Below are 18594 nucleotides of genomic sequence, written 5' to 3' on the forward strand. Positions count from 1 at the left end.
AATAGATAACTATTGAACCACTCGATAATCACTCTTAATCTGTGTAGTTGAAGTATAAGAAAAAGTAATGCTAAATCTGCGTAACTTACAATCAAGAAGAAACTACGCTGAATTGCTTTGGGGCAGAAATGTGTTAGTGCTAAAGCTCTGGAAATGGCTATTGGCATTAGAGAAAGTATTGCTATGGGATATGAAACAATGCCGATATAAAATCATAGTACCCCGCAGAAAATTTATTTTCTAATTTTAAATCATTAAACCGAAAAAATAAAAATATCATGTTACCAATATTATAATCATTCTCATACGTTGAAGTGCATTCCTGGTTAAATTTATGAGATTGGTATTCTCCAGTCAATTAAAAAATTTTCATGAGTTCTGTACATAAAGTTGAAAAAATAACTCTTTTATTCTGTAGCGGTTTTCAAATGCTTTCCAAAATATCCTATGCAAACAGTCTTTAATTTATAATCGACCAATATATGCATCCTTTTGAAATTATTGAAATTTTTAACATGCACATCAAATATTTGACGTTTCAATGACGGGTGTTCGAAAGTTCGCAGCCTTACTAATGATCGGTTCTGCATTGTCCTTTCGCTTTCACCTGAAATATCTAAACCAGAATTCGTAGATAATTCCAGTAAGTTTTTTGCGTCAATTATGCCTTCATTAAGTTTCTTTAGGACTTCAATTACTCTTCTAAAATCTAAAGGATGCAGGGAAGTTGATCTTAAAGATTTGAGTACTGACTCAGTAAAAAGCAGATTTTCAAAGTCATCATTGTCTGAAACGTTCAAGGCATCAAAATATGCCTTGTTTTCCATACGACGTGCTTCAAAATTAGCAAGTATTGGCCTTAGTTGAACAATTGATGAAACATTAGGAACATTAACAGTTTCACTTTGTTCTACGCCTTCATGCATCCAGAGTTTTTCAATTGAAATTGAATCTTGCTCCCAATGAACCGCCGAGGCAAAACTTAGCCCGTGTGAATTATTTAGAGAGGCGAAACCCAAACCTAAAACCTCCACATCTTGTAAGCCATGTAGAGTGAAAAGTATATGTTCTGCATTAACACCTTGCTGATTATTATTTACATCTACTAAGGGGCACTTCATGTTACTAAGTACACTTTTTACTTGACGCTGTCTCTCTTTGTCAGCGATATTATTCAACCACTGCCCAAATATAAAATCATCAGCATAATTTAGTTGATTCCAATCTCCTTCAATATCGTCAGCCCTAGAAAACTTAATATTATGAAGTTTTGCCTCATGTAGGAGTTCAAAAAAACTATCGATTTTATTCTCACATTCGTCTTTTGACCTAAAAGGAAGTGATGCCTCATTTAGAACCATAGTATCAAACACGTATTATTCGTCCTTGAGCAAGATATTTAGACTTTTATCCCATTCGTCAAAAAAACCATCTGGCCAATTATCAATACGACCATCATCGTTAATTTCAATTTTTTCAACATTCGCAGCATGTTCAGGTGATGACAAATCTCTTGATAGAAAATATATTAAAACATTTTCTGATGAAATATTGTTATGTTTAACCGCACCTCTAACTCCATTTAAAATATGGTCGCTATGTGTTTCAATTAATATTTGAATATTGTTTTCAGAAGCTATTGCGAGCATTTTAGCAATAACTGACTGCCCTGACGGATGTAAATGTGACTCTGGATTTTCAATAATTAATAAGTCATCAGGCCTCGCACACAACAAAGCTGTCACAACAGGTAAAACATATGTAAGTCCAAACCCTGTATTTTCAGGTCTAAATTTGTCGGTTAGTTCAGTCGCGGAAGAAAATTGATAATGCAGACTAGCTTGATTTATTTCAGGAATTAACTTTGTAATTACTTTTGTTCCTGGTGTAATCTCTGACATCCAAGCATTTAAGTTATCAATAAGAGACATAGTAGTAGCCTTCGGATGTTTAAGCCCGTCTATAGTTATAACTTTATCTCCATGTTGCGACAAAAAATGTGCAGTATACTCTCCTTTAGAACCTAATGACCGTCGTTGATTTACTGCATAATCAGACACTTCGTAAACACTTTTAGGGCTAATTCTTTCCGCCGATAAATACTGGAAATTTGAATCGAAAAGAGATTCTTTAAATGCACTAAGCTCAATAATGGATTTAAAACTAATAGGTTGCATATCAGAGTTTTTATCATAGTCAAAATGAAGTTCCAAATGATTCTCATCCCAACAAGCTTCTATTTTTACACTTTCTTCTTCAGCAGTTCTGTATAGAAGATCTTGGCCAATACCTATTTTTACGTACTCACCAGAAAGGGACAATCCAACACTAGGTAACAAATGTTTATCATATGACTGTCTTAATAAAAGTAATGACTGAAGAACCGATGATTTCCCCATACCATTAACCCCAGAGAAGAGAGTTAAATTCCTTAATTCAAAATCATCATCTTTAATTGACTTGAAATTTTTTAAGCTTAATAAATTCAACATATTAACAACCTATCAGTAAATTTTTAACTGTATCATTAATCATATTAAATCTAGTTTGAACATTGTCAGTATTAGCCGTTGACTTACTAATTGACATGTCAAATTCATTATCATTCAATAAAACAGTAAACGCCTTAATAACCTCTTCTTTTCTATTCACTAATTCTGAACGCTCCTGCTCATTAATCAAAGATAAACTGACAGAAACAGACTCGAAAAGAGGTTTGTTAACTACTTTTTTATGATCAGGCATGGCTAAACTTTTCTTGAAGGAGTCCTTACCAAAAATATCATTAGCAGCTTTTAACGAAGCCAAAAATTTATTCTTTAATCGTAATAAATATCTTCTCTCAGCATTTCCTAGTTCGATCATCCCCAAGTTTAGAAATTTTGGAAGAGAAGACTTATATGATTCAGTTCCAAAAATAACAAAGGAGAAATGTCTTAGAGCTAACTCTTCATGTGCCATACGATAATTTTTATTGACAACCACACACTTGAACTCGTCAGAACAAACAACATCTCTTAAGAATTTTGATGCAGCACCGCTATTGACTGATTGACTCATTGCATGTCTGATTTCTTGTGGGTTTAACTTTAAGCCACCAGTATTAATACGGTTGAATAAGGAGTATTTCATCAATAATGGAGTGCCAGGTTTTATTAAATATACTGAAGTTTGGAATTCTTCAATTCTTCTCTGAAGCGCTCTCGGTAATTCATCATAAGTACAACCATCGTAATCTGTTAGAAATTCTAATTTTGTTAAATGTAAAGTTTTTTGGATAACAAAATTATTTATAGCAGATAAACGTTGAAGTCCATCAACGACCTGCCACTTATCGTCCAGTAAAGCATCAAAATAAAATGCTGGAATAGGAAGCCGAATAAGAATCGATTCAATTAATCTACTTTGTAGTTGCTTGCTCCATAAATCACCAGAACGTTGAAAATCTGGCATCAGGTCAATTTCATCATGCTTCAACCTAGCTATCAAAGTGCCTAAATTTGGAGTTGAAATACTTACATCTACCTTTTTCGGATCAAAAGGTTCAATAGTCTCTTCTTGGTCTTCTGTTTCCCCGAGATCTTCAGCTTCAAACTCTGTATTTTCCATTTCTATCATTTCTTGACCTGCGCTGCATGTTGGAGTGTCCATCAGGGGAAACTTCTCTTCTAACTGAAATTACCCACTAAGTTACCATATTTATGACTTTAACTCAGCGACATCCTACTGAGTTTGATGCTCTTTTTTCTCTTGGAAGCTTTTGGAGCCATCATGATGGCTACCCTAGGTTAGGAATCGAGTTGATTTCATTAAGCTAGACACCTAAGAGTAAGTTAAAAATCACTTGTTAAGTAGAGAACAGCTTGATCTTCCCCACCAGGAGCAAAATTCAACGTTGCATCAACTGACTTAGTTCTTGCACGCTCTCTATGTGCCTTAGCCAGCTTGAGTTCTTTGAGTTCATACACTCGATTAGCATCATTGAACTTGTCACCATTAGCGGTAAACCCAATCACTTCCATTTCAGGGTTTAACTGTTCAAGAGCCACAATCAATTCTTTTACTTTCATTGCTATTTTACCTCATGCGTTACGGTCTACAGGCCATTAATTTATTTAAAGATTTTTATTATAAATTTCGTGAAGTGTACTCAAGTTATTCGCACTTTAAGACATATTACGGATATTTGATTATTATGGTCAAAACTTAATATCTAAGAGATATGTAACATTGACAATTTGACCACCAAATTAAGACTTTTTTGAATAAGAAAAGTAAGTCAAAAGGTGAGTAACGGGCTTATGCATGAGCATTACTCTAAGAAGCTTTGGGGCAATAACGGCTTGGAGTGGTTAATTAAAGCTACGAAAATTTAGACATACCCGAAGCAGTGGTTTTTATACCTGATACTTCAGCTTCATGTTCACCTTGACTAATAATATCATCAAGTATCCCTGAGAATTGCCTCGGCGCGCTATTTAGTCTAAGCCCTATGTAAGTCCCGTCAAAATTAAGCTCTTGTTCTCTCATTGCTTTACCTTGCGACACAATTTTTGCACTGCCACTACCAAGCATAAACCAACCAAATGAAGAAACTAATTGCTCTAAAACATAAAGTCCAAATCCCGAATTATCATAAATATTATCGGCTTCTGCTATTTTTGTTGTACTTGAAACTCCTGGTTTAATCGCCTTCCGTAGTGCATCAATTTCAGATTCAATTTCAAATGAACGCTTTAAAGAAGCAGATATTCCCACGCCTTCGTCAATGACGGCTACTTCAACCCTACCATCAGCCCAACGTTGACCACATAAGTAGCATTCATCCGCCAAAGAATGCTCAAAGACATTTCGCACAATTTCTCTTAATGCGTAATGATAAAGCTTATTCTCTTCCGTATATTCATTTGTTCCAGATAGTAGAGTTGCAAAACGCCTAGTTTGAGAAATAATTTCGTCATACCATTCTTTAACATCTTGTACTTGTAAATCGATAATAGGTTTTTCTATTTTAGTTATCGGCAAATAAGTCATTGAACCTGAAGCTTCACCAACTACATTTCCTTCGCCCATACCTATAAAATCAAAAAAACCTAAATGACGAAGATAACCATGGACTTTTTTATCACTGTCATAGCCTTTCTTTTTGGTGATTAGCCCGTTTTCTCTTCTGTGTTTTATCCATTTACGCATTTTAGAACCTGCAACTAACATCCCGCTAGGGTATGAATAATTTAAAGTTGTACAATCTACTAAAATTTCAGGCGCATTAAGGTTTTCTTCAAGTTGTTTAAAAAATGAATTAAGTGTGTCACGTCCGAAATGTGAAGGGAAAAATATGGTTTTCATTAATATAATACGACTCTAAATATGTATTTGGATAACGTTTTAGTATTTATGCGCTATTTAAAGCGCATAAAACTCTTGCTGGACTTGGCCTATGCCTAGTCCATATTAATTGGCATACTTCATGCTATAGAAATTTGATTTTTTTGATGCTGCCTATGGAATACAGAGCAGTTTTGGTCTATTGATATTGAGTAGTGGGTAAGTTTTTCATTGAAATTCCTTTTCATCATAATTTTCTATCTTACATCTTTAAGCCTAACGGTTTCAATGAGGATTATGTACTCAATTGGATCCTCATTTGGCGACGCGCAGCGGCTTAGTTTAACGTTTTATTAGTGCGCATGTGAATTGGCTAAAAACACTCAAAATAAATTAAGTTTGAATATAACTGTATATCCATCAGTTTCGCTTACTAATGATGAAGTGTTAAAGCCTCGGTTAATTGATAAAAATTTGTAGGGCAACTCGTTTATGAGTTTTCGATTCACCAGCCGATCGCTAGCAAGCTTTGGGGCAGAAATGTGTTGGCCACGCTAACTTGAAACTGGACATTTCCGAGTTACATTTCTTATAAATTTAGCAAGTGAAGGATTAGCTCAGGTATACAAAACCTTCTTCAATAACGCAGACAATACGGGCTGTAATTGGACATTCGCTATGAAAAATTAGCTTCAGATAAACTCTCCAATCCAATCAGCAAAAACTCGTACAGTTGGAGATAGAAAGCGCTGATGAGGGTAAAGTAAATTGACTGGTACTGACGGCGGTTGCCAGTCCGTCAGTACCTCGACAAGTCTACCTTTTTTCAGGTGTTCGGATACAACATTCTCTGCAAGCTGCGCTAGCCCGTAACCCTCTAGACACATTTTAATGTAGAGTGCTGTTTCATTTACGGCTACAGCCCCGCTCACAGGAATAGAGAACATCTCACTGTTGTAAACAAAGCGTAGTTCATTAGTCCACCTTACTTGACTGGAAAAATAATGTATCGCCTTGTGCTGAGTTAATTCATCAGGTGATTGCGGAACACCATATTCCCTGATGTAGTCGGGTGAAGCACAGGTAATCCAGCGAAACCGACCCAGTGGACGGGCAACGAGAGTGGAGCTATTCAGATCTCCCGTTCTGATCACGCAGTCCACACCTTCCTGAATCAGATCCACATGCCTATCGCTGACTCCTATCATTAGGTATATATCGGGATAACGTCTATAAAAGTCTTTTAGGTTTGGCACAACGATGGAATGAGCGATCCCGGCAGGCATGTTAACCCTCAAGCGTCCTTGAGGTCGACTGACTGAATCCGTCAGGCTGGATTCAGCATGTTCGATTAGGGAGAGAATTTCTCTGCATTGCGTAAGATACTCCAAGCCTTCAGGTGTAAGGCTTACTCGCCTCGTTGTCCTATTAAACAGACGCACCTTTAGGTATTTCTCTAGTTTTTTGATTGTCGTGGTGACAGTCGATGAGGGCAGAGAAAGTGTTTTTGCAGCACGTACGAAGCTTCCAGCTTCTGCAACTCGGATAAAAATCTGCATAGCATGAATACGATCCATATGCTTTCTCCCAGAAAGAACAATCTGCCGCTAGTAAATTCTATTATTCGTATATTATGAATTATAAAAACACTTTAAGCCTCTTTTTAATATCAATAGCGTCGCGTACATTGTGCGTTATTGATTAAGAGAGGCTATTGAAATGACCGATTACATCAGAAATATTGTTAACAACCAGGTTGAAATGCCCCAGGTAACGTTGATTCGTGGAGCAACGATACTGAGCATGGATGAAAGCGTCGGCAATATTGAACGCGGCGATATTCTAATCACTGGCTCAACCATTACTGCCGTAGGTCAGAACTTGGATGCAAAAGGTGCGCATATAATAGATGCGACTAATATGATCGCTATGCCGGGTATGGTGGATTCTCATCGTCACTCATGGGAAGGACAATTACGTCGCATCAACCCCAATGCTACATGTCTGGAAGACTACAGCAATGCGACCCATTTCTCGTTCGCCAAATACTATCGTCCTTCCGATATTTATGTTGGTAACCTGCTGACTGCTCTTGGAGCTATTGACGCCGGTATCACCACCCTCATAGATAACTCCCATAACAGCCGCACGGCTGAGCATTCTGATGCCGCCATTGAGGCCCTGCTTGATTCGGGTATCCGCGCCATACATGCCTCAGGAGCACCAGTCTCTGGCGAATGGGATAAAGCACACTGGCCAGGCAATTGGCAACGCCTGCAGGAAAAGTATTTCAAGAACAACCCTGAAAGCCTTATTTCTCTTGCAGTCATGGCCCAGCTGGAGCCAGAGTTGTGGGCGGAAGCCCGCAGATTGGGACTGCCAATCGTCACTGAATTTTTTGGTTCTTTCATGGCATCTGAACTTGAATCGTTGTATCAGCGCGGTCTTCTTGGTCCGGATAATATTTTCAATCACTGCACGTCGCTGCCCGATGAAGGGTGGAAGATCCTGCATGAAGCTGGTGTCCGGGTGAACGTCTGCCCACGTTCTGATGCACACTATGGCATTGAAGACGGTATGTTTGCCATTGAGGCTGCGCGGCGTCACGGCATTAATCCCGGGCTAAGTGTCGACAATGAAACGTCCTACAGCACTGATATGTTTATGGAAATGCGTGTGGCATTTTACCTGCAACGAGTGATGGGGATGCATCAACAGCATTGCTGTGATTCCGCACATTCGCTAAAAACACTGCCAGCCGCACAGCTTCTTAAAGCTGCGACCGTCGATGGTGCAGCTTGTGCAGGGCTTCAAGATAAAATTGGTAGCCTAACGCCGGGTAAACAAGCTGATTTGATCTTGATTAACGCTGGCGACATCAACCTTTATCCGTCCGGTAATGCCTTTGGCACAGTGGTACACGCGACCGAACGCAGCAACATCGATACCGTTATTATTGGTGGACGCATCGTCAAGCAGAACAGTAAAGTCCTGGGTGTGGACAGCGCTCGTCTTCGCGAGGCCATTGATGAATCCCGTGAGTATCTGTTTGCTGCTTCAGGGTATCAACCTGATGTATTTGCTGACGCTTTTTTGCCACTGGAACATGCGCATTAACAGAGAATTACACATGAGCATGATTTATTACGTTATTGCTTTTGTCGCTGGTCTGGGTATCACGCTGCAAACGACTCTGAATAGTCAGCTGGCAAAAGGACTCGGGGGCGACTCGGTCACCGCCGCACTGTTTTCCTTCACGGTCGGGGCATTCAGCCTTGGGACATACTCAATGCTACGCGGGGGATTATTAGCCTCGCTTGCAGCCATTCCATCTCAACCGTTGTGGAGTCTTGCGGGAGGACTGATTGGTGCATGCGCCCTCTTCAGCTATGTCATACTAGCACCCAAAATCGGTTTCTCAGTCTTGCTCGGGCTGGCAATTGTTGGGCAGCTGCTTTCATCCCAGATGATTGACCATTTTGGTCTGCTAGGCGCAATCAAGCGGCCGGTTTCAGTGATGAAGCTTGGCGGAATGCTAATCATGTTGGTCGGGCTCGTCATTATGTTGTTTGGTGACAGGTTGTCTGAGCGTTATCTGCACTGATAGATAGGAATTACTAACGAACGTCTGCATCCGAAGTGTGACCACTAATATTGCCTAGCTCGAGTGGCCCTAGTTTTATATTTTTAAGGAATAAGAGGCTAGATTTCGCTATCAAACGAAATATAGATATGCACTACATTCGGATAACTTTTGGTAAGACAAACACTCATTAACAGGATGTGAACGATATTTGACACTAGCACATAAAGGGGCATAAATGATCAAACACTATTAAGAATTATCAAACTTTAATATAAACGCACAGGTCTCCTTTAGCTGATTGACCTCCCATTCCTAAGTCGTCAACGAACCACTCTAATTCGTTGAATGTCACTTGTGCGCTTTCCCAGTAATTGCCTTGTTGGGTATCAAAGCAAACTGATAACGCTTGTTCATTGTCATAGTCAACACTTTCAGCATAAGCAATAGCATCTGTGCTTGAAGAATATAATTATGATCGGCCACATGAATCACTGAATGATTTACCACCCAAATTGTATGAGCGGTTAAATAAGGAAAACTCTCTTAAAATATGATCGATATAAGGGATGGTTACACCATCAAACGATATCCTGTATTCAAAATTGCATTTTTAAATAGATTTTTAATGAATAAAAAAGCAGTTCTTTTAACTGCTTTTTGGGTTATCTACTGATTGGCAAGCTTCGCCTCGTGCAAACATCTACAAAATAGAGCCCAATCTGAGAACCGCATAGCCGGCATTTTCACTTTCTGCCCCTTTGCAATCGATTCAGCAACTGATAGCATTGTCGCAATTGACATGATTATTCTCCGTAAATTAATCCTGTTAGTTGGCGACGAACATGAGCTACTTGGCGGTTGAGCATGTTCGTCGTTCTATTTTATTATGACTCTTTTGTACCTTTCATTACTTTCACTATGTACGCTTCAATCAATGCATACTCTTCCGAGGTAGCTCGGTTTAGCGTTATCGTCGTTTTATCTTTTACCCGCTTACTGTTTGCCCATTTCTTAGCATTTAACTCAAGAAACTTTTTAGGTTTAGCAGTAACTTTCACAACCTTGTTTATTTCCGCTGCTTCCCGAATAAAATCAATAACCTCATCATTTGATGTTCCAGGCTTCACTTCTGTTAATAGAATGATTTCTTCCAAGGGAATTTTTTTACCAATGATGACTTTTATAATTTTTGAAATTTCCGCAAATTGACTGAACGTCAGATCACTTGGGAATTCAAATAGATTAATGATTTCTTGGGGAATTTCCCACGCCTGCAATGCTTTTGATACATAGCCTTGCGTGAAGCCCTCTAGTTCCGCAATCTCTGCTTGAGTTTTCATTGGATCATCACTGAGCAAAGTAGCAAAAACTCTACCATTGTCTCTAATTGAGTGCTCTTTAGCTGTCTGTAGCTCTTTAGATAACGCTTTGACCTCTGCCGGCGTTAACTCTTCATCACAGAATAAAATTTCAAGGCCAACTCCTGCAAAAATAGCCGCCTGACGTCTACGAGTTCCGTCTAAGGCCGCATATTTCCCTTTGATCCTCTGAGCAATAACAGGCTGGTATTGTTGACGCGCAATCGAATTGATTAACAACGACAATGAAGCGCGCGTTAAATCAGCTGCAATGCGCTTATTCATGTCGTGAGCAAACGTTAACGTTTCAACTTGATCTGCAGGAACGATGACTTTCTGAAACATAACCTTACGCCCATTGTGTAAGGTATATTCGTAAGAAACAGCCTGCTGTGAATTGCTAGAAAATGGTGATAACTCTCCGATACTTCTACCAATCGGAGCTTTTCGGGGGGGTTTGACTTCCATAATTAATTCGCTCTCAAATATAATTGGACATGCTGGAATACTGATAAAGCGAAATCATCAATTGCATCTTTCGCTGTTTTTAAAGATTTTGAATCTCCGGCATATTCCTTCGGATTTACAGATATAACGGTATCGAATGTCTCGCCGCAACGCTGATAAGCTATTAAATTTGGTACATTACAATCTAACATTTGCTCTCTAAATACAGCTTTAGCAATCGCCAATGCATCTTTATCTTGAACACTTTTACTAAACTTAGTCATAAAAGAAAAATGGTGTTCAGGTAATTTAGTTACGCCACTTTTTATTAACGATTCCATAATGGATGGCAAACGACCTATGTATTGCAAGGTCGAATGTAAATCGACTTGTGATGGTGGTAAAGGAGTGGCCAAGACATCTGCTGCAACAATAGCGTTTTTCAAAAATGCATCAAGATGCGGACCTGTGTCAGTAATTATCCAATCAAAATCACCTTTTAACTTATCTATCACATTCTCTTTTAGCACCATGTTAACGTTTTGGCCAGGAAGATATTCTGCGCATAATGCTTCCCAGTTCGACGAAATAAAACCATCTGCTATTGACGATGGCATAACGAAAACATTTTTTACCTTTGACTCTACAACAAAATCACTTAATAGCTCTTCACGAGTCAGATTTTGCAGCATAGCTTGAGCACTTGTGTACTCAACATCGCCAATAGAATACTGATGATTTAACATCATTGTTGATGATGCTTGCGGGTCAAGGTCAATAACCAGAATACGCTGATCATATTTAAGTAGTTGGGGATGAGTGCGTAATGATTGTGCGACTGTGCTTGCTATGAGTGATTTTGAGACACCACCTTTAAGGTTCGCGGGAAACAGAACAACAGCTTCGTTTTGAATATCTCTTAACTTTGGTTCGCCTCTGTGAGCATATATATCAATTACCTGCTCAATAGTGAGATCATAACTTTCTACTGTTCCCGTTAATTTTTTACTAAAGACGTAACCTTCTGCTTCCATTTCAAACATCGCTTTATCAACGATGGCTCTAGATAATCCAGACAGGCGGGTAATAGCTGATTTGTTAAATCGGACATGAAATTCGTCATAACCAAACTCTTTTTTATGCTTAGCCTCATTATCAGAAAGGCGTTGTAGTGCCTCTCTTGCGTAAGCACCTGTTTGTACGAAATTAGAAATATCCATAAATCCCCACCGTAATCAGTTTAAAGCATATTTTAATGATGCAAGGTTAAAACAACAAAACAAAACAATCAACAAATATCGAAGCTACCAGCAATGTTTTTTGCATTTATCCTAAAAACAATGCTTAACGCCTGTTTTCTATTAATATTGAACAAGATTTTGGACAACCACAAAAAACACATAAACCAATGTTAATAAACATTATTGTTGAAATTATTCCTGAAGAATAAGACAAATATTTTATGATTATTGATTTTTGGATTTAGACGATTTTTGGTCAACTATTTTAACTTAATGAGACATAACTTATGAATTATGACTATCTAGTATCAATTTTCATAGCATTTATCGACATTGAGAGTGCCATTGATACTTTTTCGTGAAAAGGAAAATTATTGTATGGATCAAAAGTAAACACCCTCATTTCATGAAAAACATCAAGAAATAAAGATATACATGAGATTTATTACATTGTATTTGACCTAAAACGAATTTATTTCAAAATATAAACAATAAAAAACGTGCTTAACGTAAGTTGGAATTTTTGATTGCTAATATGAATGGATAATTTGGCCAATAATCCATAACCTTCATCACGAAGTTTATGCAAAGTAATAGTGCCTGCTTGCGCGAAAACCGTTGCAGTTCCCGATAGAAACGCCCAATGGGTCTTGTTCAGAAATTATAAAGATATTTCATATTCTTTATATCAAGCGGTTGTTGAGCGTTTATCTGTAACTCTCAATATTTCTGAACTTATTACCTCCACTTGAAACCAGCCCCGCTCAGTTAAACCACTCAATATTGGTGTAATGAATCCACCAGTATTGAGCGGTTGCGCCTTTTAAAACCTATGAGAAAGTCATTCTATCAAAACGAACTAACCACTATTATCAAGGTGATTAACATGGAACAGAATCAACATTTATCAACCCACAACACTACGTTACCTGTCAATATGATTGATGCCCTCCCCTTTGGTAATACAAGACGATCACGCAACGAGGCAAAATATTCGGAGTTAAAACAGAGTATTCGCTTGCGTGGTGTTATTCAGCCTATCTTGGTTCGCCCCGCCGCTGATCGTTTTGAAGTTGTTGCTGGTTATGGCCGACTTATTATCTCCCGAGAATTGGGATTAAATGATATTCCTGTTTTGATTAAGCCACTCTCTGATGCTGAGGCTTTAGAGCATCAAATGGAAGAAAATCTGAATAGAGAAGGTCTATCTCTCATTGATGAATGCAAAGCCGTTCAACAACTCAGTGCGTTCTACAATGGTGATCGTCAAGCCATTGCTGACCGACTTGCATGGACGATTAAAAAAGTTAATGAACGAATTGAAATTCTAAAATGTTGTGATGAAGTTTTAGATTGCGTTATAGACGGTTCAATCACTGTTGGTCACGCTTTATTACTCGCGCCATTTTCAACCAAACTCCAACAAGGCACGTTAAAGAAAATTATTGCTGAAAAATGGACTGTATCTTATTTACGTGAACGTGCAGCGAAAGGACAACAATATTTAAGCCTTGCGAAATTTGATACGACTAATTGTAATACCTGCCCTCATAACAGCGCAGCACAATCAGGCTTGTTCGGAATAGAGGAACAAAAAGCAGCTTGTTCAAACCTTAATTGCTTTAAAGAAAAAACGGGCGAATGGCTTGAGTCAAGAAAAGCTGAATTAGCTGACCAATACGGAACTGTCCTGTTAGTCCAACAGATCGCGGATTCTGACCGCAATACAGTCGATGCAGTTACCGTTGGTGAAGAACAATTCTCAACAGGTTGCCTTGCTTGTCAAAAACGAGTTGTATTGATTGATGACCGACTAGGCCGCGCTCTAGGCTCAACTTATCCTAACCAATGTGTAGACGCTATTTGCTTTAACAAATGTGTTAACGCCCTATCGACTGACTCTGTGGACGTTGAGGAAGCAGCCATTGAATTAGCTACCCCAATTGATGTTGATAATGCTAACTCGGACGGAGTTAAGGATACGACAAAACCAGCAGCCAAAACCGATAAGCCTGTAAGTTGCATTGTGCCTAAGAAAGTTATTGATACTAACAAAGCGATTATGCGAGAAACATCCGCATCATTATTAATGCCACAAGAGCATTTTCAATTAGCCATGAGTTATGCCGCCCTAAAACGTCTATGCACTAGCTATAAGGCGCTAAATGAAACGCTTGGTGTACCGACTCATTTTGAAGCCACCATACAAGCCGCTTTACGTGTGAGTCTTGACGATTTAAAAACTGAAATACTTAACGTCACTCAACACCTTGCCACTAAACAATGTGACCAAACTGTCAGCATGACCGACATTATGATTTCCAATATCGGATTTGTAGAAAATGCCCGATCGGTTGCCATTGAAAAATGGACTCCAACCAAGGCCATTTTATCGGAGTACACCATTGGCTCATTATCAGCGTTATGTATCAAAGCTGGTTTTGATCAAGCAATGGAGAACAAAAAGGCGGGTAGCTTTGCCAAAGCCGCTAACAGCGGTAAAGGCAAGTTTATTGACACTATCTTAGCGACTCCATTCGATTGGACTCACTTCGCACCTGATGAATATCTGGCTCTTATTAAATAACGTCACAGGCAAGCGGGTAGTCAGTTGCCCGTTTGCCAACTTGTCGCACAATATCGTTATCAAAACCAATTAAATTATCGAGGCTTAAATGTTAACTCAACTTAATCAACTCAATACTATCGGTGGTGCAGAACGCATCAACTTATCAATTCAATTTTTAGCCGCTAATAAGGTAAGAGTGGTATTAACCACACAAGTTGACGCGAATGCCAAAGGTGAGTTAGCCGACTTATTGCGACCCCCTATCGTGTTAACAGGGAGTCTTTCTGACATTGAAATCATGCTGACCAACGAATTGTTTTCATTGTCTGAAAACGTCACCCACTCAACTTCAAATGTTGCAGCACAACCCACACCAACTGATGATGCAAACATGACTGAAAGTGACGCAGCAGATTTAATTGATGAATTAGATGATGAAGATTCACTTTAAGGGGTATGACAATGTTAAACATGAACACGATAACTAGAAAATTTAAAATTGGTGCTGCAATTATTAACGATCCAGCCCCACAAGCCGACATTGATGAAGTTCAACGTATTTTGACACAACAGTTCCCCATGTTGCGCCATACCCGACTCTATATCGAAGATGGCGTATTAAACGAGTCAGCAACCGAAATTGTTTACGATTTCCCATTAATTCCTGTCAAAACTAAGGGGTAACAATGAACGATTTGCTGAAACAGTTAACTAGTTGGGAAGTGGCTTATAAAGCGGCTCCCGATGAATACTCACTGATTTTGATTAACCGTCTTTCCAATATTAATACATCACCTCAGCATGTTCAGTCCAAGGATATGCCTCCGATTGGATAATCAGGTTAAACGAAATATGCACGCCCTCTATATACAAATATAAGGGCGTTTTTTTTGAGTGGCGCGTTTTGCCGAGTGCGTTAATGTAATGTCATCACGTAGCAAGAGATTAATCGCCATGAGTATCAACCCACCTCGTTTATCGAACCTTTGGTATACCCGCATGAACAATGCTTATGTGCCTAAGCTTGATGGTTCAAATTTAAGCGCCCTTACCTCTCGTTATAAGCTGTTTGACGATAACGTGAGTCAGTTATCTCCTATGTTAGCGTATGCGGTTAAATGTGGCTGGATGAAACAAGAGCAGGTGATTGAGGCTATTAGCGAACCTGATATGTTATTACAAATCAGTTTAGTTTCAAAATTAGTGGCCGAGCAATTTTGGATACCGTTTACAACAACAGTTTCAACGATGATGGATGCCCACAAATCCACTATTAGGGCGTTAATAGCAGACTCTCTTAAACATGATCCTGAAACGCAAAGCACCCTCCTAGCGAACTATGACAGCATACTTAATAATAGAGAACAAATGATGACTTTCTCAATGTCATTGCCCAAGGAAGATGCTGGCTTTGGTGATGATGGCAATAATATTTTTGCCTCTCGGATCACGTTCTCAGAAGCCTATCTCACCGAATTTAATATGAACAAGTTTGCATTTGATAATCGATTGCAAAATACGTTCTATAAATTGATTCAAACCGTTATGGCGCATCAATTTGAGTGCAGCACTATTGACATAAATAGTGGATACAACAATTGGCTGACCGAAGAATTATTCTGTGAAAATGATATAGAGTTGATTGGGGAATACATTACTCAGAAGCAAGGTGAATATGAGTTGGAACAACTTTATATTGACTTAAACATGAATGACGAAATGATTTCAACTATCGAGGATTATGGGGTTGAATGTGCTTACGACTATTGGTGTATGTCTCAGTTAGAAGATAGCATAACGGAAATAAGTAAAACCCCTACCGCTGACGTTCAAAAATCATTAGCAACATTAGCAACTGTTCACCCACTGCTATTACCAGTTCAAGCACTGTTCGACTATTTTGAGAAAAATATAAACTCTCGCGCATTCCCCTTTGATGTTGGATCAGACGTTGATGTGTCAGAGCAATTAATTTATTCATTTTGCCAACCAGCAGAAGAAAGTTGTATTCAAGATGCGTCAGAAAGATTTTATAACGGTAATGAATTTGCATCATTAAATCTCAGATTGAGTGATGACAATGTATTGGATTTTTTTGCAAATTTCTCAATTTCTACCTGCATGATAAGTTTGCTATTAGCGGTTATCGAGTTGCGCGATTAGTGAACTGACTTATTGTAACGGTATCAAAGTACATCACAGGGATATTAAACCAATGCAAATCGAAATCGGATCAGCCAAACAGATAACTGAGGCATTTATTCAATCGACTGTGGCAGATGAAAAAATCATTGATAGTAAACTCGCCCTTGTCGTTCACTCAAATCATTCAGGCTCTTTATCGTGCATCACTCGACATACCATTAACAACGATAGATTAGGCGTTGGTGAAATTATCTCAATAGATGATGTAACGGAAACATTCAATGATATTCAAAACCGAAGTGAAAAAGGACAATCTGATTGGTTTAATTCATTTACCGATGAACACATTATTATCAGAAGCGCCAAAATGCTCGTGTGGCATACTCCAAGACAAAGCCGTGTTTTATACCTTTCAAAAGGACAAGTGAAAGTCACGCTGCCACCACTGTTATATATTTTTCGTGTATCCAACGGCCATTCAACGACTGAACTGAGCGTATTTGCTTTAGCAGCAAACAAGCGTCCCAATCGCAAAACAAAGTTATACCACGCCCCATTGATGAACCTTTATTCAAACGGAAAGCTTTGCCTTGGCAATATGACGCTTCCAAAAATCATTAATCAGGACACCATTGAGTTGGTTGAGAAAGAGTTTTTTAATTCTCGATTTACTCACCCGAACCATAAAGCGTTAACTAGAAAACCCGTAGATATTGAAGCATTTTATAAAATAAAAGAAAAAAACGGGAAACGAATTATGACTTCTGAACTCATGCCAGTAGGCATTAAATTAAACGATGTTTTAGGATGATTAAGGCTATGGACAACATTGAAAAAGATATACTTGATATTGGTGAACACATTTCCGAGTTTAGTGTCGCAAATCTGGCCTTTCGGTATTTACAATTAGCCAACGCATACCGACTGGTTGCAGAACAATGGACAAATGAGTCTTTGAATTACCAACTCATAGAAGCTCTTTTCCACTTAGCATTATTAGCACGTAAAGAAAGAGTCCACCCTGTTTACGCTAATATATCTATCGTGGAATGGACAAGAACACCCTCGCACACACATACGCTCTGTTGGCTAAATCAATTAAAAACTTGCATGAAAAAGGTCAAAGCATGAGTAAACTTGTTGATCACCTAACGCGAAACCCACAAGCCTTTGCTAATTGGCAAATCGGTATCGTGCCTCAATTGAAAACGACACCTAATACTCCACTTAGACAACTCATTAGCTCGATACCGCCACGGTTACGCTATGAATGTAAAGGCGTCACATTACACCCCGATTTAGGTTTTTCAAGTTCAGCAACGTTTAATAATCTTGAACAACTCTATCAATGGCTTGGTGGTCGAAGCCAAGCCTATAATGCTCATAACTTGCCATACCTACATTGGAAAATTGCGCGTTTTAACAAAACACTCAATATTGAGGATTTACGACCTCATTGCGCTCAATTTCCCGCTTCACCACTATTAAAGAAATTTGGTATTAATGAGCAACGCAACTAATTCGTTTGCATCCAATCTTCAAAACTCTTGGCCGCACGTCGTTCCCATCCAGGACTGAACTCAATAGCACTAAAATCGCGAATATAGCTCAAATGTGTACAACTGTCTTTAGTTATCAATTCGCCATGATCCGTACTGTGATAAGCCACATCAACATCGTTTAAGCTGTAGACGGTGTATTGCTTAGTGTCAAAATCTATCAACAGCCTCACAAATTTGTGATGACAGGCAACTCGATTTTCTTTCATATCACTAAGCGTCTTTGCGATATCACCTTGAATACTGACAAACCATGAACGGAAGCGTTCTTCAGACGGTTCTATATGCATAATTTATGTTCCTTATCTTAGACGCTTCAACATAACCAATATTTTGTTTTCTGTAAGCTAAGGGAACCTTA

19 protein-coding genes are annotated in these 18594 nt (G+C 38.7%); 10 read left to right on the forward strand and 9 right to left on the reverse strand.

Going from position 1 to position 18594, the window contains the following annotated elements:
• Positions 1-407: 407 nt before the first annotated feature.
• From H5185_RS02550 to H5185_RS02575, 6 genes are all read right to left on the reverse strand, one after another.
• Complete coding sequence (locus H5185_RS02550) at positions 408-1373, reverse strand: hypothetical protein (RefSeq protein ID WP_182741257.1); 966 nt, start codon at positions 1371-1373, stop codon at positions 408-410.
• Between the two features lie 3 nt (positions 1374-1376).
• Positions 1377-2492, reverse strand: coding sequence for a DUF3696 domain-containing protein (locus tag H5185_RS02555; RefSeq protein WP_182741258.1), 1116 nt, complete (start codon positions 2490-2492; stop codon positions 1377-1379).
• A 1-nt stretch (position 2493) separates the two neighbouring features.
• Positions 2494-3651: a DUF262 domain-containing protein gene (locus tag H5185_RS02560; protein ID WP_182741259.1), complete on the reverse strand. Its 1158-nt coding sequence runs from the start codon at positions 3649-3651 to the stop codon at positions 2494-2496.
• A gap of 182 nt (positions 3652-3833) precedes the next feature.
• Positions 3834-4070 (reverse strand): hypothetical protein, encoded by a 237-nt coding sequence (locus H5185_RS02565; RefSeq protein ID WP_182741260.1) that lies wholly within the window; start codon positions 4068-4070, stop codon positions 3834-3836.
• Positions 4071-4362: 292 nt separating this feature from the next.
• Positions 4363-5349 (reverse strand): ATP-binding protein, encoded by a 987-nt coding sequence (locus H5185_RS02570; RefSeq protein WP_182741261.1) that lies wholly within the window; start codon positions 5347-5349, stop codon positions 4363-4365.
• A 671-nt stretch (positions 5350-6020) separates the two neighbouring features.
• A complete protein-coding gene (locus H5185_RS02575; RefSeq protein ID WP_182741262.1) occupies positions 6021-6905 on the reverse strand; it encodes a LysR family transcriptional regulator in 885 nt (294 codons plus the stop codon).
• Between the two features lie 142 nt (positions 6906-7047).
• On the opposite strand from H5185_RS02575, the gene H5185_RS02580 reads away from it, so the two are divergent.
• Entirely contained in the window at positions 7048-8445 is a 1398-nt protein-coding gene (locus H5185_RS02580) for an amidohydrolase family protein (RefSeq protein ID WP_182741263.1), read from the forward strand.
• A gap of 13 nt (positions 8446-8458) precedes the next feature.
• Complete coding sequence (locus H5185_RS02585; protein ID WP_182741264.1) at positions 8459-8932, forward strand: DMT family transporter; 474 nt, start codon at positions 8459-8461, stop codon at positions 8930-8932.
• An 866-nt stretch (positions 8933-9798) separates the two neighbouring features.
• On the opposite strand, the gene H5185_RS02590 is transcribed toward H5185_RS02585, so the two are convergent.
• Both H5185_RS02590 and H5185_RS02595 read right to left on the reverse strand, forming a co-directional pair.
• Entirely contained in the window at positions 9799-10740 is a 942-nt protein-coding gene (locus H5185_RS02590; protein ID WP_182741265.1) for a ParB/RepB/Spo0J family partition protein, read from the reverse strand.
• Positions 10741-10742: 2 nt separating this feature from the next.
• Complete coding sequence (locus tag H5185_RS02595; RefSeq protein ID WP_182741266.1) at positions 10743-11939, reverse strand: AAA family ATPase; 1197 nt, start codon at positions 11937-11939, stop codon at positions 10743-10745.
• A gap of 907 nt (positions 11940-12846) precedes the next feature.
• Between H5185_RS02595 and H5185_RS02600 the strand changes: the two genes are divergently transcribed.
• The 8 genes from H5185_RS02600 to H5185_RS02635 all read left to right on the forward strand — a co-directional run bounded on the left by H5185_RS02600 (position 12847) and on the right by H5185_RS02635 (position 18194).
• On the forward strand, positions 12847-14547 hold the full coding sequence (locus H5185_RS02600) for a PRTRC system ParB family protein (RefSeq protein WP_182741267.1): 1701 nt from the start codon (positions 12847-12849) through the stop codon (positions 14545-14547).
• An 88-nt stretch (positions 14548-14635) separates the two neighbouring features.
• The gene (locus H5185_RS02605; protein WP_182741268.1) at positions 14636-14980 is read left to right on the forward strand and encodes a hypothetical protein; all 345 of its coding nucleotides are present in this window, start codon (positions 14636-14638) and stop codon (positions 14978-14980) included.
• 11 nt (positions 14981-14991) lie between these two features.
• Complete coding sequence (locus tag H5185_RS02610; protein WP_182741269.1) at positions 14992-15213, forward strand: hypothetical protein; 222 nt, start codon at positions 14992-14994, stop codon at positions 15211-15213.
• Positions 15214-15215: 2 nt separating this feature from the next.
• Complete coding sequence (locus H5185_RS02615; protein WP_182741270.1) at positions 15216-15365, forward strand: hypothetical protein; 150 nt, start codon at positions 15216-15218, stop codon at positions 15363-15365.
• Between the two features lie 178 nt (positions 15366-15543).
• Positions 15544-16692, forward strand: coding sequence for a hypothetical protein (locus H5185_RS02620; RefSeq protein WP_182741271.1), 1149 nt, complete (start codon positions 15544-15546; stop codon positions 16690-16692).
• A gap of 52 nt (positions 16693-16744) precedes the next feature.
• Positions 16745-17485 carry a hypothetical protein gene (locus tag H5185_RS02625; protein ID WP_182741272.1) on the forward strand — a complete coding sequence of 247 codons (741 nt, stop codon included), beginning with the start codon at positions 16745-16747 and terminating at the stop codon, positions 17483-17485.
• A gap of 8 nt (positions 17486-17493) precedes the next feature.
• Positions 17494-17805, forward strand: coding sequence for a hypothetical protein (locus H5185_RS02630; RefSeq protein ID WP_182741273.1), 312 nt, complete (start codon positions 17494-17496; stop codon positions 17803-17805).
• A complete protein-coding gene (locus H5185_RS02635; RefSeq protein ID WP_182741274.1) occupies positions 17802-18194 on the forward strand; it encodes a hypothetical protein in 393 nt (130 codons plus the stop codon). The genes H5185_RS02630 and H5185_RS02635 overlap by 4 nt, the downstream gene beginning before the upstream one ends.
• Here H5185_RS02635 and H5185_RS02640 read toward each other — a convergent pair.
• Entirely contained in the window at positions 18191-18523 is a 333-nt protein-coding gene (locus tag H5185_RS02640) for a hypothetical protein (protein WP_182741275.1), read from the reverse strand. The two genes, H5185_RS02635 and H5185_RS02640, sit on opposite strands and share 4 nt — an antisense overlap.
• Between the last annotated feature and the right edge of the window lie 71 nt (positions 18524-18594).

Origin of the sequence: Shewanella sp. SG44-6 (assembly GCF_014164185.1) — a bacterium.
In the GTDB taxonomy this organism is placed as follows: Bacteria; Pseudomonadota; Gammaproteobacteria; order Enterobacterales; family Shewanellaceae; genus Shewanella; species Shewanella vesiculosa.

Bases quoted from the DNA above. Each gene is read 5' to 3' on its own strand.
- H5185_RS02625 (WP_182741272.1), top strand. From the start codon at position 16,745: ATGCAAATCGAAATCGGATCAGCCAAACAGATAACTGAGGCATTTATT.
- H5185_RS02570 (WP_182741261.1), bottom strand. From the start codon at position 5,349: ATGAAAACCATATTTTTCCCTTCACATTTCGGACGTGACACACTTAAT.
- H5185_RS02585 (WP_182741264.1), top strand. From the start codon at position 8,459: ATGAGCATGATTTATTACGTTATTGCTTTTGTCGCTGGTCTGGGTATC.
- H5185_RS02590 (WP_182741265.1), bottom strand. From the start codon at position 10,740: ATGGAAGTCAAACCCCCCCGAAAAGCTCCGATTGGTAGAAGTATCGGA.
- H5185_RS02575 (WP_182741262.1), bottom strand. From the start codon at position 6,905: ATGGATCGTATTCATGCTATGCAGATTTTTATCCGAGTTGCAGAAGCT.
- H5185_RS02605 (WP_182741268.1), top strand. From the start codon at position 14,636: ATGTTAACTCAACTTAATCAACTCAATACTATCGGTGGTGCAGAACGC.
- H5185_RS02640 (WP_182741275.1), bottom strand. From the start codon at position 18,523: ATGCATATAGAACCGTCTGAAGAACGCTTCCGTTCATGGTTTGTCAGT.
- H5185_RS02560 (WP_182741259.1), bottom strand. From the start codon at position 3,651: ATGGACACTCCAACATGCAGCGCAGGTCAAGAAATGATAGAAATGGAA.
- H5185_RS02610 (WP_182741269.1), top strand. From the start codon at position 14,992: ATGTTAAACATGAACACGATAACTAGAAAATTTAAAATTGGTGCTGCA.
- H5185_RS02565 (WP_182741260.1), bottom strand. From the start codon at position 4,070: ATGAAAGTAAAAGAATTGATTGTGGCTCTTGAACAGTTAAACCCTGAA.
- H5185_RS02600 (WP_182741267.1), top strand. From the start codon at position 12,847: ATGGAACAGAATCAACATTTATCAACCCACAACACTACGTTACCTGTC.
- H5185_RS02630 (WP_182741273.1), top strand. From the start codon at position 17,494: ATGGACAACATTGAAAAAGATATACTTGATATTGGTGAACACATTTCC.
- H5185_RS02580 (WP_182741263.1), top strand. From the start codon at position 7,048: ATGACCGATTACATCAGAAATATTGTTAACAACCAGGTTGAAATGCCC.
- H5185_RS02615 (WP_182741270.1), top strand. From the start codon at position 15,216: ATGAACGATTTGCTGAAACAGTTAACTAGTTGGGAAGTGGCTTATAAA.
- H5185_RS02635 (WP_182741274.1), top strand. From the start codon at position 17,802: ATGAGTAAACTTGTTGATCACCTAACGCGAAACCCACAAGCCTTTGCT.
- H5185_RS02595 (WP_182741266.1), bottom strand. From the start codon at position 11,939: ATGGATATTTCTAATTTCGTACAAACAGGTGCTTACGCAAGAGAGGCA.
- H5185_RS02555 (WP_182741258.1), bottom strand. From the start codon at position 2,492: ATGTTGAATTTATTAAGCTTAAAAAATTTCAAGTCAATTAAAGATGAT.